Annotated in this window: 12 protein-coding genes; 4 read left to right on the top strand and 8 right to left on the bottom strand. The window is 50.3% G+C overall.

Translation table 11 applies throughout. The features are described from left to right. Positions 1 to 31: 31 nt before the first annotated feature. The 5 genes from glgC to malQ all read right to left on the bottom strand — a co-directional run bounded on the left by glgC (position 32) and on the right by malQ (position 10,832). Positions 32 to 1,294: a glucose-1-phosphate adenylyltransferase gene (gene glgC / locus K0H59_RS14755; protein WP_011717793.1), complete on the bottom strand. Its 1,263-nt coding sequence runs from the start codon at positions 1,292 to 1,294 to the stop codon at positions 32 to 34. Between the two features lie 118 nt (positions 1,295 to 1,412). Continuing rightward, positions 1,413 to 3,926, bottom strand: coding sequence for a glycogen/starch/alpha-glucan phosphorylase (locus K0H59_RS14760; RefSeq protein ID WP_220053551.1), 2,514 nt, complete (start codon positions 3,924 to 3,926; stop codon positions 1,413 to 1,415). Positions 3,927 to 3,928: 2 nt separating this feature from the next. After that, the gene (gene glgX / locus K0H59_RS14765; protein WP_220053552.1) at positions 3,929 to 6,187 is read right to left on the bottom strand and encodes a glycogen debranching protein GlgX; all 2,259 of its coding nucleotides are present in this window, start codon (positions 6,185 to 6,187) and stop codon (positions 3,929 to 3,931) included. Further along, positions 6,184 to 8,424, bottom strand: a complete 2,241-nt coding sequence (gene glgB, locus K0H59_RS14770) for a 1,4-alpha-glucan branching protein GlgB (protein ID WP_220053553.1) — start codon at positions 8,422 to 8,424, stop codon at positions 6,184 to 6,186. The genes glgX and glgB overlap by 4 nt, the downstream gene beginning before the upstream one ends. Positions 8,425 to 8,441: 17 nt before the next feature. Further along, the gene (gene malQ / locus K0H59_RS14775) at positions 8,442 to 10,832 is read right to left on the bottom strand and encodes a 4-alpha-glucanotransferase (protein ID WP_220053554.1); all 2,391 of its coding nucleotides are present in this window, start codon (positions 10,830 to 10,832) and stop codon (positions 8,442 to 8,444) included. Between the two features lie 509 nt (positions 10,833 to 11,341). On the opposite strand from malQ, the gene K0H59_RS14780 reads away from it, so the two are divergent. Next, positions 11,342 to 11,974 carry a peptidylprolyl isomerase gene (locus K0H59_RS14780; RefSeq protein WP_220053555.1) on the top strand — a complete coding sequence of 211 codons (633 nt, stop codon included), beginning with the start codon at positions 11,342 to 11,344 and terminating at the stop codon, positions 11,972 to 11,974. Between the two features lie 58 nt (positions 11,975 to 12,032). Here K0H59_RS14780 and K0H59_RS14785 read toward each other — a convergent pair whose 3' ends face one another. Next, positions 12,033 to 12,509, bottom strand: coding sequence for a MarR family winged helix-turn-helix transcriptional regulator (locus K0H59_RS14785; protein WP_041408827.1), 477 nt, complete (start codon positions 12,507 to 12,509; stop codon positions 12,033 to 12,035). Between the two features lie 327 nt (positions 12,510 to 12,836). On the opposite strand from K0H59_RS14785, the gene yiaY reads away from it, so the two are divergent. The 3 genes from yiaY to K0H59_RS14800 all read left to right on the top strand — a co-directional run bounded on the left by yiaY (position 12,837) and on the right by K0H59_RS14800 (position 15,615). After that, positions 12,837 to 13,985 (top strand): L-threonine dehydrogenase, encoded by a 1,149-nt coding sequence (gene yiaY, locus K0H59_RS14790; RefSeq protein WP_220053556.1) that lies wholly within the window; start codon positions 12,837 to 12,839, stop codon positions 13,983 to 13,985. A gap of 691 nt (positions 13,986 to 14,676) precedes the next feature. After that, positions 14,677 to 15,051 (top strand): hypothetical protein, encoded by a 375-nt coding sequence (locus K0H59_RS14795; RefSeq protein ID WP_011717800.1) that lies wholly within the window; start codon positions 14,677 to 14,679, stop codon positions 15,049 to 15,051. Positions 15,052 to 15,369: 318 nt separating this feature from the next. Next, positions 15,370 to 15,615 carry a hypothetical protein gene (locus K0H59_RS14800; RefSeq protein WP_011717801.1) on the top strand — a complete coding sequence of 82 codons (246 nt, stop codon included), beginning with the start codon at positions 15,370 to 15,372 and terminating at the stop codon, positions 15,613 to 15,615. 37 nt (positions 15,616 to 15,652) lie between these two features. Here K0H59_RS14800 and K0H59_RS14805 read toward each other — a convergent pair whose 3' ends face one another. Then, positions 15,653 to 16,021 carry an acyl-CoA thioesterase gene (locus K0H59_RS14805; protein ID WP_011623516.1) on the bottom strand — a complete coding sequence of 123 codons (369 nt, stop codon included), beginning with the start codon at positions 16,019 to 16,021 and terminating at the stop codon, positions 15,653 to 15,655. A gap of 374 nt (positions 16,022 to 16,395) precedes the next feature. Next, positions 16,396 to 17,718 carry an isocitrate lyase gene (gene aceA / locus K0H59_RS14810; RefSeq protein ID WP_086904378.1) on the bottom strand — a complete coding sequence of 441 codons (1,323 nt, stop codon included), beginning with the start codon at positions 17,716 to 17,718 and terminating at the stop codon, positions 16,396 to 16,398. Between the last annotated feature and the right edge of the window lie 65 nt (positions 17,719 to 17,783).

Raw genomic sequence — 17,783 nt, forward strand, 5'->3', positions numbered from 1 at the left:
GTTAATATTCAAGCAGATTATCGACTTGGCCTTACTCATAGCCCACGGGCAGCCCTAGCATATCGCGGGTGACTAAGGTGATGCCTTTCTCGGACACCCTAAAGCCTTTTGCCCTGTCATGGTCGTGGTTATAACCTATCACTGTGCCTTCGGGGATGATGCAGCCCCTATCGATGATGGCGTTTTTAATCTTACAGTGGCGCAGCACCACCACGTCGGGCAGCACTACTGAATCCTCAACCACTGAGTAGGAACAGACCCGCACCTCGTTAAACAATACGCTGCGGCGCACGGTCGCGCCCGAGATGATACAGCCGCCGGAAATAATCGAATCCACCGCCATGCCGCGTCTATCGTCATCGTCGAACACAAACTTGGCGGGGGGCAATTGCTCCTGATAGGTCCAAATCGGCCATTTGGCATCGTAGAGGTTTAAGGCGGGCGTGGGCGATAACAATTCCATATTGGCCTGCCAGAAGGAATCTAAGGTGCCCACATCGCGCCAATAGGCTTGCTCGTTGGGGAAGGCGCTCTTAAAGGGATAGGCAAACACTTTATGTTTTTCTATGATCGAGGGAATAATATCTTTGCCAAAATCGCGATCGGAATTGGCGTTTTGCGCATCTTTCTTCAACTGTTCGAACAAAAACTCAGTGTTAAACACATAGTTGCCCATCGAGGCGAGGCACTTCTCGGGATTGCCAGGGGAGTGTTTAGGATGCTTAGGTTTTTCTTCAAATCCTAGGATGCGCATCTCGTCATCGACCTCCATCACCCCAAATGCGCCCGCCGCTTCGGCCACAGGCACCTCGAGGCAGGAGACTGTCATATCGGCGCCGGACTCGGCATGGGCGGCCAGTAAGCCAGCGTAATCCATGCGATATACATGGTCACCTGAGAGCACCATCACGTACTTGGGCAGCTCATGGCGGATGATGTCGATATTTTGAAATACTGCGTCAGCCGTGCCCTGATACCAATTCTCAGAGTAACGTTGTGAGGCGGGCAGGATCTCCACAGACTCACCTAATTCCTTTTTAAAGTGGCCCCAACCACGCATCACGTGGCGAATTAGTGAGTGCGACTTATATTGGGTCACCACCCCAACGCGGCGGATCCCCGAGTTGATGCAATTCGACAGCGGAAAATCGATGATCCTAAACTTACCACCGAAATACAGCGCGGGTTTAGCACGCCAGTCGGTGAGTTCATGTAAACGCGAGCCTCGGCCACCAGCCAGAATCAATGCATAGGTTTCACGAGTTAAATTACTGATATAACGTACATTAGACATAGGCTCTACTCCCCAAATAGCACATCAGTGCCGATTGCTTCACAACCACTCTTCCCTGCCGCCCTAAGGCCGCAGGATTGCATACCACTGCGCATTCCTTTGCTCATTAACCTCTCCGTTACAGTTTCCAAATATCATCTCGATAGCCAGCAATCGTCACATCACTGGAGAAGCGACCACTGGCCGCCGTGTTGCGAATACTCATTTGCGTCCACTTTTTCGGATCTTTATAGGCCTTAGCCACTGCTTCTTGGGCGAGGCGGTAACTGTCGAAATCCGCCGCCGTCATCCACTGATCATCCGCGCTTTCAATCGAGGCGATAATGGGGTCGAAAATCCCTGGCTCTAGGAGGTTAAAATGGCCACTCTTGAGTAAGGCCATGACTTCGGATAAGGCGTGGGACTCGGCGATAATCCGTTGCGGTTGATAATCGCAGCGCATTTGGGTCACTTGCTCGGCGTTGAGGCCAAAGAGGAAAAAGTTATCCTCGCCCACCTCTTCAAGCATCTCGATATTGGCGCCATCTAAGGTGCCTATGGTGAGTGCGCCGTTCATCATGAACTTCATATTGCCCGTGCCAGAGGCCTCCTTACCCGCGGTGGAGATTTGTTCGGAGACATCGGTGCCGGGACAGATTTTTTCCATGGCACTGACGTTGTAATTGGGCAGAAACGCAAAGCGCAGGTAAGGCGCCACCACAGGATCGCAGTTGACCATATGGGCAACATTACTGGCGAGTTTGATGATAAGTTTCGCCATAAAGTAACCGGGCGCCGCTTTACCGCCAATCAATACGCAGCGTGGCACTAGATGCTCCGTGTGCCCCTGCTGGATTTGATGGTACAGATGGATCACATGCAGAATATTGAGTAACTGACGCTTGTACTCGTGGATCCGTTTAACCTGCACATCAAACAGCATCGCAGGGTCAAACTCGACGCCACATTCCTTGGCTATCATCTCAGCGAGTTGCACCTTGTTGGCTTGTTTCACCTCACGCCACTTTTGAATAAAGCTGGTGTCTTGGGTTAAAGCATTGAGCGCCGTCAGCTGGCTTAAATCCGTCACCCAGCCCTTGCCTAAATGGCTGGTTAACAGTTTGGCGAGCGCGGGATTGCAGTGGGCTAACCAACGTCTTGGCGTCACGCCATTGGTGCGATTGTTAAACTTCTCCGGCCACAGGCTATAAAAATCCTTAAACAGACCCGATTTTAATAATTGGGTATGCAGCACCGCCACACCGTTTACCGAAAAGCTCGCCACTATGGCTAGGTACGCCATGCGCACATGGGGATCGGGGCCATCTTGAATGATCGACATGCTGGCCAGTTTAGCGCCATCTCCCGGCCAATGATGGGCAACTAAATCTAGGTATCTGGCGTTGATTTCATAGATGATTTCTAAAATTCGCGGCAGCATCAGCGCCATCATACGCACGGGCCAGCGCTCTAACGCCTCGGGCAACAATGTATGATTGGTATAGGCCATTGTGTGGCTGGTAATCGCCCAAGCGGCGTCCCATTCGAGGCCATATTCATCCACCAGCAGCCGCATTAATTCGGGGACGGCAATACTCGGGTGAGTGTCATTCAGTTGGATCACATTTTTCGCGGCAAACTCACTGAAGTCATGGCCGTGGTGATGCACCCAACGCTTTAAAATCGCCTGCAGGCTGGCGGAGGATAAAAAGTACTGCTGACGCAGTCGCAGCTCCTTACCGTTTTCGCTGGCATCGTTGGGGTACAGCACCATAGTGATCTGTTCTGCGAGGTTCTTGCACGCCACCGCCTCTGTGTAATCCCCTTGGTTAAACTCCGCTAAATCAAAGTCATCCGTCGCCTCGGCCTTCCAAAGTCTGAGGCTATTCACCCGGCCATTGCGATAACCGGGCACGGGCATGTCATAGGCCACGGCGAGCACATCTTGAGTATCGACCCAAATCATGTGCCTGCGCCCTTGTTTATCCACATAGGATTCGGTGTGACCAAAGAATTTTACCGTCACATTATGGTGCGGAACACGCACCTCCCACGGGTTGCCCTCACGCAGCCAACGGTCTGGACGCTCTACCTGATAGCCATCGACAATCTTCTGGGCGAACATGCCGTATTCGTAACGAATGCCATAACCCGTGACGGATAAATCCATGCTGGCGCAGCTATCGAGAAAACAGGCGGCGAGCCGCCCAAGGCCACCATTACCTAATCCTGCGTCATGTTCGGCCTCTTCAAGCTCCTCAAGAGACACGGAATATTGGCTAAGCGCCTCGCGGCTATCTTGCTCTAAATCTAGATTTAACAAGGCATTACCTAATGCCCTGCCCATCAGAAACTCCAGCGATAAATAGGCCACTTGCTTGTTGTCATAGCAGCTATCTTTGATGCGCGTCTCACGCCACTCATCCAACATTTGCTCTTTAACGCTGAGTGCCAGCGCTTGAAATAACTCACCGTGAGCCACTTCGCCGCGGCTTAATCCGTAACGTACATGGCGATTAAAGGTCGCGGGCAGGGCATCACAGGGCTCGCAGGGTTCGAGTGTCGCTTTTGGCTTACTCGGCGCGGCCTTAGTGGCACGTTTTTTTGGGGGAACGCCGCTGGTATTTGGGCTCAGCTCACTGTTATGACTCATAGTTAATTCCTTATAAAATCAGCATGAAACAGCATAAGACTGCGATCCTGTAGCAAGTACCGCGTCGGTGAGGACTGAGCATCCAGCGGCTCAGTGGGAGTTAAAAATTGTGGGTCGGTTTGGGTATGCAGCAGGCATTGCCACGGCCCTAAACCGTCAAAAACTGGCAGGGTAAAAGCCAAGGGATGCTCATCGGCATTGACCATCAACAGCAGCGCTTGGAGTGTGTCAGCCTGAGTTTGTGGTTGACTGGCAGTTAAATTGCCCGATAACACCACGCAAAGGCTGCGGCCCATGGACTCACTCCACAGGCTTTTGCTCATAGGTTCACCTTGGCGACTAAACCAATCCAGCCTCGCCCCCGATGGGGTTGATACAGGGCTTGCTGCTTGAGTTGAAGATGACTCAGACGACCAATCGAAGGCATTGGCCACTAGCTGCTCATGGATAAAACGTTTGGCACACAAGAGCGGAAAGCGTTTACGCAAGGCAATCAACTGTGAGGTGAAACTCAGCAATGATCTATCTATGCCCTCCGCTGACCAATCTAACCAATTCAAGGGGTTATCTTGGCAATAGGCGTTATTATTCCCGCCTTGGGTGCGGCCAGTCTCATCGCCGCTGAGTAACATGGGCACCCCTTGGGAGAGGAATAATGTGGTCAATAGATTACGTTGCTGGCGGGCGCGCAGCGCGAGAATGGTGGCGTCATCGGTGTCGCCTTCTACTCCGTAGTGATGGCTGAAGTTCTCATGGTGGCCGTCGCGGTTTTCTTCACCGTTGGCCCAATTGTGCCGCTCGCAATAACTCACTAAATCTTTAAGAGTAAAACCATCATGACTGGTTAAAAAGTTGATACTGGCGGCAGGAGGCCGGCCGCTATGCTCAAAGAAATCCCCCGAGCCATGAAATCGCCGCGCAAACTCGGGCAACATACCGTGGTCACCCCGCCAAAAACGCCGCATAGTGTCACGGTATCTGTCATTCCACTCGCTAAAGGCCACCGGAAAATTACCCAGCTGATACCCACCTGGGCCAATATCCCAAGGCTCGGCAATCAGCTTCACCCGGCATAGCACAGGGTCTTGTAGCAGCGCATCGAAAAAACCACAACCTGGGTCGAATCCATAGGCTTCACGGCCAAGACAGGCGGCTAAATCGAAGCGAAAGCCATCGACGCCCATCACTTCGACCCAGTAACGCAGCGAATCTAACACCAACTGCAACATGCGTGGATGGTTGAGGTTTAAGGTATTGCCGCAGCCGGTATCGTTGATATAAAAGCGTTTATCGTTTGGATGCAGGCGGTAATAACTCAGATTGTCGATACCGCGAAAGCTAAAGGTCGGTCCGAGGCGACTGCCCTCGGCGCTGTGGTTATAGACCACATCGAGAATGACTTCGATACCCGCGCCGTGCAGCGCATCCACCATAGTGCGAAACTCGCCGATATCCTCACTCGAGAGATAACTCGGCTCAGGTGCAAAAAAGCCAATGCTGTTATAGCCCCAATAGTTAGATAGCTGTTTTTCAAGCAGAAAGGGCTCTGAGAAAAATGCCTGAACTGGCAGTAACTCGACGCAATTCACGCCGAGATTGACTAAGTAATCTATCGCGGCATTCGATGCCAGCCCTGCAAAAGAGCCACGCAGTGGCGCATCTATCTCAGGGTGCAGCGCGGTAAATCCCTTTAAATGCATCTCATAGATAATGCACTGCTCAAGCGGCAGTGGCTCACGCTGACTTGAGAGTGGCCGAATATTATGCGTCTTAGCGGCATTAAAAAGAGGCCGAGTATCGACCACTTTGCACTTAGGGACAAAGTCCGCGTTATCTAAGGTGCTGAAAGATAAGTCTTCACTGGGGTTATCAATCTCATAACCAAAGTTGGCGATATGGTGGTGATAACGCCCCACGAGCTGACGCGCGTAGGGGTCTAACAACAATTTATGCGGATTAAATCTGTGGCCTAATTGCGGCTCGTAGGGACCATAGACACGGTAGCCATACAGCTGACCGGCACTCAGTCCATGCACATACAAATGCCAGATTTGCTGGGTCTGCTCCGTCAAGACGATGCGCTGAATTTCCACCTCGCCTTGGGCATCAAACAGACATAATTCCACCCCAGTAGCATGGGCCGAAAACAGGGCGAAATTCACCCCGCCATCATCGACCGTCGCCCCCAAGGGAAAAGGCTGTCCCGCGCTTAGGTTATACGCGGTTGAGCCATCAGCATTTGCAGGCACAGGATTCATCATAGGCTAAGGTCTCTGTCGGGCGCCTCTGTCGCAGGCCCGAGGATCAAGCAACCCAGAGGCGGCACAGTGATCAACGCACTCGATGCCATGCCCTGCCAAGGTAAATCTTCGGCAATTACCTTGCCCGCATTCCCCTGATTGCTGCCGCCATAGAGATGGCTGTCGCTATTGAGGTACTCACAAAAATCCCCGCCTTGGGGCAAGCCAATACGAAATCCTTGGTGCAGAGTGGGCGTCATGTTCACCACAAACACCAAGGGCACATCACTGCCCTCGCCATAGCGAACAAAGCTAAAAATACTGTCGCGACCATTGTCACAATCGAGCCAGCGAAATCCCTGCGACTCATAGTCGAGCACAGATAAAGCGGGGAATTGTCGATAAAGCTGATTCAGATCGCGAAGCCAGCGTTGCACGCCTTGGTGGGGCTCGAAGGCGAGCAAATGCCAATCGAGACTATGGTTATGGTTCCATTCGTCGCGCTGGGCGAACTCGCTGCCCATAAACAGTAATTTTTTGCCCGGATGCCCCCACATAAAGCCGTAATAGGCCCTGAGGGTGGCGAATTTTTGCCAATCATCGCCAGGGATTTTATGCAGTAAAGAGCCCTTACCATGCACCACTTCATCATGGCTTATCGACAGCATAAATTGCTCGGAGTAGGCATACATCAAACTAAAGGTCAGCTGGTTATGGTGATACTGGCGATAAATGGGATCGCGACCCAAGTAGCTTAGGCTGTCGTTCATCCAGCCCATATTCCACTTAAAACCAAACCCCAGCCCACCGCAATCCGTCGGCTTAGTCACCCCCGCAAAGGCGGTTGACTCTTCGGCTATCATGCAAATGCCGGGGAAGGCTTGATACAAACGTTGATTCAACATTTGCAGAAAGTGAATCGCCTCTAAATTCTCCCGTCCGCCATAGGCATTGGGTAGCCATTGCCCGGGTTCGCGGCTGTAGTCGAGGTACAACATGGATGACACCGCATCGAGCCGCAGGCCATCTAAGTGAAATTCCCGCAGCCAATAGCAGGCATTGCTGAGCAGAAAACTACGCACCTCACCGCGGTCGTAGTTATAGATCAGCGTATCCCAATCGGGGTGCGTGCCTTTGCGCGGGTCTTCATGTTCATAGAGGCAAGTGCCATCGAAACGCACAAGACCGTGGGGATCCTTAGGGAAATGCGCCGCGACCCAATCGAGTAACACGCCAACCTCGGCCTGATGGCATGCATCGATAAAGGCCTTTAAGCCATTAGCATCACCAAAACGATGGGTCGGCGCATACAGGCCAACGGGTTGATACCCCCAAGAGCCATCGAAGGGATACTCGCTGACTGGCATCAACTCAATATGGGTAAAGCCTTGCTGCTTCACATAGGGGATCAACTGTTCGACTAAGTCTTGATAATCAAAATATTGCTCACCAAACTCACCTTTTCGGCGCCAAGAACCTAACTGCACTTCGTAGATAGACATAGCGGCGCGATGCCAAGCCGTGCTCGCCCGTTTGTCCATCCATTGTGAATCTGCCCACAGGTGTTGGTGTTTTTTCGGCACTATGGAGGCATTGTGCGGCGCACATTCCATTTGGGTCGCCATAGGGTCAGATTTTGCGTGGCGCTCGCCATTTTGATAAACCAAATCAAACTTATAGTGCGCGCCTTCGGCAACATCAGGCAGGAAAATCTCCCACAAGCCGTTGGCCAGATGTTGGCGCATCACATGGCGAGTATCGTCCCAGTGATTAAAATCCCCCACCACAGAAACCCGCTTCGCATTGGGGGCCCATACGCAAAAATGCACGCCTTCGACGCTATCGACTTGGCGCCAGTTGGCACCTAAAAAACGATAGGCCTGCTCAGAACTTCCCTCACCGAAGAGATATAAGTCCTGACTATCGAGGAGGGAACCAAACTGATAGGGGTCGATAATATCCAGCTCGCAGAGGGGATAAGTCACCCGCAGCGCATACAAAAAGGGCTTAACCCGTCTGCCAAGCGTCCCCGCAAAAAGCCCCGCCTCATTGACGCGCTCAAGACTCGCCACCTTACGGCCATCCTTAAGACTTATCACATCAACCTTTTGGGCATTGCGTAAGAAACAGCGCACCACCAAGGCCTTGCCCTCGTTGATGCTGTGCATGCCGAGCAGGGAAAACACATCCGTATATTGACCGTTTAACAGCGCGACATCGCTACCGTCATAGAAGTAAGTCTGGGCTTGAGTCATCATTTGGCTTCCATTTTTAGTCAAAGGGTATCTGTATGCGCAGCCGTATCTGGCAAATGTCTTGCCGCAGCAATGCGTTGCAAACGCTCAGCCAGCGTAGGCCTACCTGCGGCTTCACTTAGGCTGATGGGCAATCGCCGCTGCCAATTGGGGTACTCGAGCCAAGTGCCGGGAATATTCACCGCATGGCGGTCCCCTAGCAGATCGCACCATTGCACGCTATAAAGTGCGCTGTTACCCGAGGCGCCAAAGGGCATCCACGCCGTTAATAAATCTTCAATATCAATCTGTTGAATATCTGTCTCAGCTAATAAGCCCTGGGAGATTAAGCACTGCGCGAGCTGGTGTTTTTCCTGCTCACGTCCGGCTAAGGCCTCACCTAATTGCTCGTCGGTATTGAGCAGGTCGAGTTGTCGCCTCAGGTGCAAATCGCTGCCCGTCCACCAGGCGACTAAGGTCGGCACATCATGGTTTGCCAGCATCATCAAACTCTGGAATTTATAGTGGCTCGGCGGCTTAAAGCCTTGATGGTCTTTGCAGAAGTAGAACAACTCGTTGGAATAGACCCCCGCCTGATACAGGCGATGAATAATATCGGGCGGCACTAGGCCCAAATCCTCACCAATCACCACACAGCGAGCACGTTGACTCTCGAGGCACAGAATCGCCAACAGGGTTTCGACCGGGTAATACACATAGGCGCCATGGCCGAGGCGCTTATCTAGTGGCCACCACCAGAGCCGCAGCAGCCCCATCACATGGTCGATTCGCAGTGCCCCGCAGTGGGTCATATTGGCGCGAGTCAGCTCAATAAAATGGCGATATTGATGCTGTTTTAGCTTGACGGGATCGAGGGGAGTGAGGCCCCAGTTTTGTCCTTGTGGCGCGAAGGGATCTGGCGGTGCGCCTATGCTGGCGTTTAAGCAAAACTGCTGCGAATTGGCTTGAACCTCAACGCCTTGCAACGCGGCGCCCACGGCCAAATCGCGGATAAGCCCTATGCCCATCCCCGCTTCTTTGGCTTTGAGTTGGCACAATTGCAGTTGATCTTCGGCCACAAACTGTAGGTACAAATAAAAGCCTTCATCCTGTGCGATGGCCCTTGGACTGCGTAGCGATTCGGCTTGGGCAAATTCCCTAAGCGGCGCGCCCTGCTCTGCCACAAAATCCTCAAAACGCTGCGCCCTTGGGGTGTTTGGCTGTAAATGGTGTTCGCAAAAGACAGTGTATAAACGTGCAAAGGCGCGGTACTTAAGCTCACTCACCTTGGGATAATCGAGCCAGTTCTCCGCATTGAGTAGGGCGATGATTTCTTGCCATTCCTTTGCCGCAAACTCCGTCTTTAATGGCTCAAATTCAGACACACTAGGTAAATGAATATACAGCGGATTCAACCTTCGACGATCGCAGGGACTATAGGGACTCGGATGTTCCGGCGCGGCAATATCTAAGGCATGCAATGGATTTAGTTGAATAAAATCGGCGCCATACTCGGCCACTAAGCCGATAAGTTGCTCTAAATCGCCAAAGTCGCCGATACCCCATTGGCTTTCGCTGCGCAGACTATAAAGCTGAAGACTCACGCCCCAGGGTTTATGGCGCTTTCCTTGAGCCACAGCGCTCATCACCCCTTGATAGGCGGTTCTCGGCGCCACCATAAAAGTGCCATGAAACTCAGTCGCCTTACTTGCTGAAGATATACTTGCTGCTGACGAGCTTGCCGTTGATACGGCTTGCTGATCATCTGCCAGCCCAAGCAAACTGACGCTCAGTGTGTGGTACCCAAGCCCCAGGCAAGATAAATCACTTAAGTTGTCTTTATTGTTAGATGTATTTGGCGCGGCGCTGACATTTTCCCATGAACGGCGCAGCTCAGAATTGCTATCTTGCTCAGCAGCATCGCACGCATCACGGCAATGAAACTCATGACCTAAGAGGTCGAGGCGGTATTGCAAAAACTGACACTCATTGGTGAAGAGACTGGTGCCAAACTGCGCCAACTCCTCTGCCTGAATACGATAATCCCCAATCGGTTTTAGCGCCGAAAACGGCACCTCGAGGATCACCCTCTCCCCATGCTCACAGGTAAAGGTGAGCAGCAGATCGCCACGGTAAGATTGAGGTAAATACAGACAGACCCAAGGTTCGTCGACATAGCACCAATGAAACGCCGGCAACACTTGTGTCCAATGGTGGGCATCGAGTTGATACACTTGAGCATCAAGCTCGTCGCCACTGGGTAAACTCGTTAATGGCTCATCCTTCGCCTCGCAGGCCTGAGTGTTTTTCTCCTGCAACATACAGGTCAAAATCCCTTGCCTGTCAGCCTCGGGAATGCGGATGTACTGGCCGAAGCAGTCGATAAAATCTGCTCCCACGCCCCGCAAATACAGCAACTTCTCCAGCCCCATATTTGTCGCCCCCGCGACTGCTCATCCATAGCCTTAGTTAGGCAGTAACCATGCCAGCGCAAAATAACAGCATGAAGACAGATTTGTGTCAGCCAAGTGACAACAAAGAAAACTTATAAATCAGCATCTTGAATAAAATGCGTGCCTTTATCGCCCAAGCCTTTACCGACGGGGCCATCTCGCTAACGCACTAGTATGAAGCAGGGAGTGGTTAAAAAAGGTGCAACGCGCTTAAATGGCGCAAGCAAAACAGCGTCTTATCTTAAAGCAGCATTTCAAGAAGTATCGCAGCGGTTAACTCACCCGCTCAAACTGCAATGCCCGCATTAATAACTAGCTGCAACACTTTGTATCAATTGCATTTTTCATCTTGAACTCACCTTCATCGCTCTGTCACTATGCGCGTTCAAAACAAAAACAACACTTAATCGCAACATTTACCCATGCCCGCTTACATCATCCAAGCTGACAGGGAGTAAGTAGCGAACGACGCAAATAAGGAAATTGACATGAGAAGTATCACAGGGCTTATCTTCGCAGGCGGTTTGAGCTTGGCCCTCAGCGCTTGCGGCGGTGGCGATGATGAGTTAACGCCGAGCATACCGACTCCCGATCCAACCCCACCGAGTCTAAGTGCTGATGTCTGCTATTTAATGAGCACGACTAAGGGGGATTTGACCTTAGCCATCGACCTCACCAATATGCCCATCACGGGTAAGAACTTTAAACAATATGTCGATAAGTCATTCTATAACGGCACTTTATTCCACAGAACCATCAATAACTTTGTGATCCAAGGCGGAGGTTTCACTACGGGGTTACAAAGCAAACCAACCAGCGCGCCGATTAAAAACGAGGCCGCCGTCGGCATCAGCAACAAGCGTGGCACTATCGCGATGGCGCGTACCACAGTGCCAGACTCAGCGACATCACAGTTCTTTATCAATGTGTTAGATAATCCGCAGCTCGATGCTTCGGCGAGTAACTATGGTTATGCCGTGTTTGGTAAAGTCGTCGAAGGGATGGATGTGGTCGATCAGATAAGCATTGTACCAACCAAAACCAGCAACGGTTTTAGCGACACGCCTGTGAATGAGATTTTGATCAATAGCGTGACTGAAACGAGCTGCCCCGCCGCCTAGCCAAAACAACAAAGCACTGTATGCACAGTGCTTTTTTTCATTTGTGGCCGAAAGGGGATTATTCGTCCCCTTGAATTTTACCCACCAACAACATAGGCGCGGCATCAATTTTATCGGCATCCATCATGGCGGCAATGCGCTCCACCGATGACAGCAACTGACTCTGCTCCCACTCTTCAAGATTTTGATATTGCTTTATAAAGTGCTCTTGAAGCGGTTTAGGCGACTCTTGCAATAATGCCCGCCCCGCCTCACTTAAATGTAAATGCACCTTGCGCTTATCCGACTCGCTGCGTTTGCGGATCACTAATCCCCGCCCTTCGAGCCTATCAATAATTGTCGTCACTGTGGCAGGGCTGAGGGTGATTTCTTCGGCCACCTGTTTGGCTAAGGGAGCGCCGAGTTGGGCAATTTTCTGCATCACCATCAACTGCGGCCCTGTCAGGCCTGAATGTTTATTGAGTTGCCGGGAATGAATGTCGATAGCGCGGATCACCCTGCGCAGTGAAATCAGCAGTTGTTCGTATTTTTCCATCGTGCTTCGCGTGCTCCTCATCAACCCAACGGCCGCACCTTACCAGAAACTCAGCCACAACTCACCTCGGCGGGCAATTTTATCGCGTAACAATCTGAGTTTAACTAAACCAGCATAAGCTGAAAAAAGCTTTTAAAAACATAGCGTATATCGAGTCTGATCCCTGTCATAAAAGTTCATTATTTAGTTATCTAGTTCCAACTTTAGTGGGAATTTCACCTCAATAAACCGCCTAAGCCGATCTAGATCACATCTTGTATACCCCTTAATTGGTAGCTTGGTCACCAGAAAGAAACAAATTTAATTTACAAGCAAATAGGTGGACTTATGGCTGCTAAATTTTTTATCCCTTCCGTCAACGTATTAGGCAAAGGCGCCGTCGATGACGCTATCGGAGATATCAAAACCTTAGGCTTTAAACGCGCGTTAATCGTGACGGATAAACCTCTAGTCAAGATTGGTCTGGTCGGTGAAGTGGCCGAAAAGCTCGGTCAAAACGGCATTACTTCAACCGTGTTTGATGGCGTGCAACCCAACCCAACCGTCGGTAACGTCGAAGCAGGTCTTGCACTATTAAAAGCCAATCAATGTGATTTTGTGATTTCATTAGGCGGTGGTTCACCCCACGATTGCGCTAAGGGTATCGCCCTCGTTGCCACCAACGGCGGCAGCATCAAAGACTATGAAGGGTTAGACCAATCCGCTAAGCCACAACTACCATTAGTAGCCATTAACACTACTGCTGGTACCGCCAGTGAAATGACCCGTTTTTGTATCATCACTGACGAAGCTCGCCATATTAAAATGGCAATTGTCGATAAACACACCACCCCATTACTGTCTGTGAATGACCCTGAGCTGATGCTGAAAAAACCAGCGAGCCTCACCGCTGCAACAGGCATGGACGCGCTGACCCATGCGGTTGAAGCCTATGTGTCTATCGCTGCTAACCCAATTACCGATGCCTGCGCTATTAAGGCCATTGAACTTATCCAAGGCAACTTAGTGAATGCGGTAAAGCAAGGCCAAGATATTGAGGCCCGTGAGCAGATGGCCTATGCGCAATTCTTGGCGGGTATGGCCTTCAACAACGCCAGCTTAGGTTATGTGCATGCGATGGCGCACCAATTAGGCGGTTTCTACGACCTGCCCCACGGTGTGTGTAACGCCCTATTATTACCCCATGTGCAAGAATACAACGCTAAAGTGGTACCAGATCGCTTAAAGGATATTGCTAAGGCGATGGGTGTCGATGTTACCAGTATGACGGATGAGCAAGGTGCTGCGGCGGCGATCGCTGCGATTAAGGCCCTATCCGTTGCGGTAAACATTCCAGAAAACCTGACATTACTCGGGGTTAAAGCGGAAGATATTCCAACGCTGGCCGAAAACGCCTTAAAGGATGCCTGTGGTTTCACTAACCCTAAACAGGCAACCCATGAAGAGATCTGCCAGATCTTCACTAACGCGTTATAAACCCGCGTTATAGAGCATTCGCATTAACGCCGTCTGTCGCGCGCCAATTGACAGGATGTTGTTCGGCTAGCGCAAGCTAACGACATGAGAATCGGCCCAAACAAGGGAGCTTGTTTGGGCCTTTCTTTTGGGCTGATTCAGCCAATTTTTCACTACTCCATAATGTAAAATACCGCCGTAGCGCCTTAATCTTAGGCAGTTGGGATCCCATAGATCGAAAAATCGTCCCAATAGCGTAAAAACGTGATCTTGGTGGGTTACATGCTGTTACAAATCCGCTAGACTGGCTTTAGTTCGCTTTTTCCCTGCAAAAGATGAAGCCAGCTCAGAGGCCCATTCTAAGGAATGGGCCTCTGTCCCTTTTAGCGCCCGCCCCTACACCTCCCCAATAATTTGCTACTGTTTAATGGCTGACTGCGCCATTCAGATCCTGTCGCTTATTTGCTGCTTTATTGCGCAGTAATTAAGCAAAAACGAATTTGAGTGCAAAACTGAGAGATAGCACATAGATATTCGTTAAAAACTCATGCTAAATAACACTGAATGGAAATGAATTAACTGACTCATTTTTAAACAAAAATACTTGTAAAAACTGTGATTTAACTCGGGCGATATCAGCGCAATTAATGATTGACCGAATTCAAAAACGATGCCTATGATGGCAGCAACATCCTCAACAGGTAGGTACGCTATGACAGCAATTACTCATGTATATAACTACACAGTTAGATGTCCGCATTACAAAGATCCCGAACATCCAGTGAGTTGGTTAAACCACATCGAATTAAACCAATCCAGTGAAATTGCCTTAAACCGTATCACCAAATGGCACGAACTCTCAGGCAGTAAATCCTTCGAAACCAGTAAGTTTGTAGTCCGTAAAGCCGACAATGAAGAAGCCTACTTCTCCATGCAAAGTGATAGGCTTAAAAATGATGGTCACGCACTCGTCACCTTTAAAATCTTCCTCGATACCTGCTGTGACGAGGCGGCGCCAGAAGAAATTATGCAGCACCTGATTGATGACTATCAGCAGCGTTTAGCGAAACTCGATCAAGCCTCATAGTGCTTTACTTGAGAGTGACGTATCACATAAGCGATTAATCGCTAAGTGAAATAGCAACAATGCCAGAGTGAACACTCTGGCATTTTGTTTTACTCACCTTGTTAATCAATCCATTCTTAAAGCGTCGTTAATCCGCCGCCTCGTTATCTTGAGCAAGAGACATTTAAGCTTCACTCAAGCAAACTTATGCATTATCCCTACTCCCAAAATTGGGCTCAAAAGATTGGGGTTCGATGATTGGATTTTCAGATTATTAAGGCGCGGTACAGCAGTATTTGGTATCTTGCTTAACAACCGTTAGTTTTCAGGATGAGTACAATGAAAAAAGCCACGCTCATAATATTACCACTGCTACTGGCCACCACTGCCTGCGCCGATTTAAAGGATGCGGGTCGCGCCATAGGCACCACCACTAAAGATGTGACGAAAGAGATTGGTCATGCCACTCGCGACACCACCAAAGAGATTGGCCACGCCACCCGCGATACCACCAAAGCCATTGGTCATGCCTCACGGGATGCGGTGAAATCGGTCAAAGAAGAACTGACTGAAGATTCGGAGTGACGCCCATGCGTCACTCTGCTTTATCGGGTCTCAATCCCTAGGCCGCATTAGCACGAATACCGTGGGGCACGGGTAACCCCTGTGCATTCACATTCACAAACACCATCTTATCGATACTAACCACAGGCGCTTGCGTCATCTTATTACGCACTTGGCAACTAACCGTAATGGAACTGTGGCCAAGGCTGACAAGCTCCAAGCCAAACTCCAATACATCCCCTTGGCGCGCTGGCGTCATAAAATTGATTTCAGAAATCAGCTTAGTCACATGGCTGCTGCTCTTCATCTGGCACGCAGCAAAGATAGCCGCCTCCTCGTCAATCCAACTCAATAACTGGCCGCCAAATAGGGTATTTGCAGGATTTAAATGTTCAGGTTTGACTAAACGACGACTGTAATATTTCATGACGGTGACCTCACTGTGAATGCCAAGTTTTACCGTCAATTCACAGCATTATTTAGGCCAAGATAAATAGCCATTGAATAACAATGAGATAGTATTAAGCTATTGTAAAACGGTTAAAAATTTGCACCAACTCGAGTCAGAGTTGCACCAGAATAATCAATTAGATAAAAAAATAGCGACTCAAAGAGTCGCCAAGCTCAGGCAAGCAATGTATTGACTGGGTAGGAAGTTAAGTCACAAGGCTTGACTTAAAAACCCGTGCAGCACATGTAGGCGAACTGCACGGGGGACAACAGCTGCAATGCAGCTAAACACAGGGTTTACGGGTACAACATCTTACGGGTAGAACCTATTCGCGATACAACAGACTTCGCTTAAAACTGCTCTTCTTCGGTCGAGCCAGTCAGTGCAGTCACCGATGAATGACCGCCTTGGATCACTGTGGTGACTTGGTCGAAATAACCTGTACCTACTTCCTGTTGATGCGCGACAAAGGTGTAGCCTTTCTTCGCTGCTGCAAACTCAACTTCTTGAACTTTCTCAACATAATGCTTCATACCTTCACCACGAGCGTAGTCGTAAGCTAAGTCAAACATGTTGTACCACATGTTATGGATACCCGCTAAAGTGATGAACTGGTACTTGTAGCCCATGTCCGACAGCTCTTGTTGGAAGCGCGCGATCGTCGCGTCGTCCAAGTTTTTCTTCCAGTTGAACGAAGGTGAACAGTTGTAGGCCAGTAATTGGTCTGGGTACTGAGCATGGATTGCCTCAGCAAAGCGGCGGGCTTCTTCTAAGTCAGGCTTAGCGGTTTCACACCAAATTAAATCCGCATAAGGTGCGTAGGCAAGACCGCGAGAAATCGCTTGGTCCAGACCCGCTTTCACTCGGTAGAAACCTTCACTGGTGCGCTCGCCAGTCACGAAGTCACGATCGTATGGGTCGCAATCGGAGGTCAATAAATCCGCTGCGTTCGCATCGGTACGAGCGATAACTAAGGTTTCAACACCGCTCACATCGGCTGCAAGGCGCGCTGCAACTAACTTTTGTACCGCTTCTTGGGTCGGTACTAATACTTTACCGCCCATATGGCCGCACTTTTTCACTGAGGCCAATTGGTCTTCAAAGTGCACACCGGCGGCGCCAGCGTCGATCATCGACTTCATCAACTCGAACGCATTCAGTACGCCACCAAAACCCGCTTCCGCATCGGCAATAATCGGCAGGAAGTAATCGACAAAGTTTTCTTCTTCCGGATTAACACCATTGCTCCACTGAATTTGGTCTGCACGGCGGAAAGAGTTGTTAATACGAGCAACGACAGCAGGTACTGAATTTGCTGGGTATAACGATTGGTCTGGGTACATAGTGCCCGCTAAGTTAGCGTCGGCCGCCACTTGCCAACCAGACAGGTAAATTGCTTCGATACCGGCTTTCGCCTGTTGTACCGCTTGGCCGCCAGTCAGTGCACCTAACGAGTTCACATAACCTTTTTTTGCGCCACCGTTGACTAAATCCCACAGTTTAGCGGCACCGCGTTTAGCAATGGTGTTTTCGGGTACGATAGAACCACGAAGTGCCACAACTTCCTCTGCAGTGTATGGGCGACGCACGTTTTTCCAACGTGGATTTTCAGCCCAATCTTTTTTGATCGCGTCAATCTGTGCCTGACGTGAAGTCTGTGTTGCCTTAGTCATAGTGTCACTCCTTTCTCTGTGATGTTGTAGCAAGTGAAGCTGCCCCACAGCCTCACCCTGCCCAT

This window comes from Shewanella sp. FJAT-51649 (assembly GCF_019457435.1).
Lineage (GTDB): Bacteria > Pseudomonadota > Gammaproteobacteria > Enterobacterales > Shewanellaceae > Shewanella > Shewanella mangrovisoli.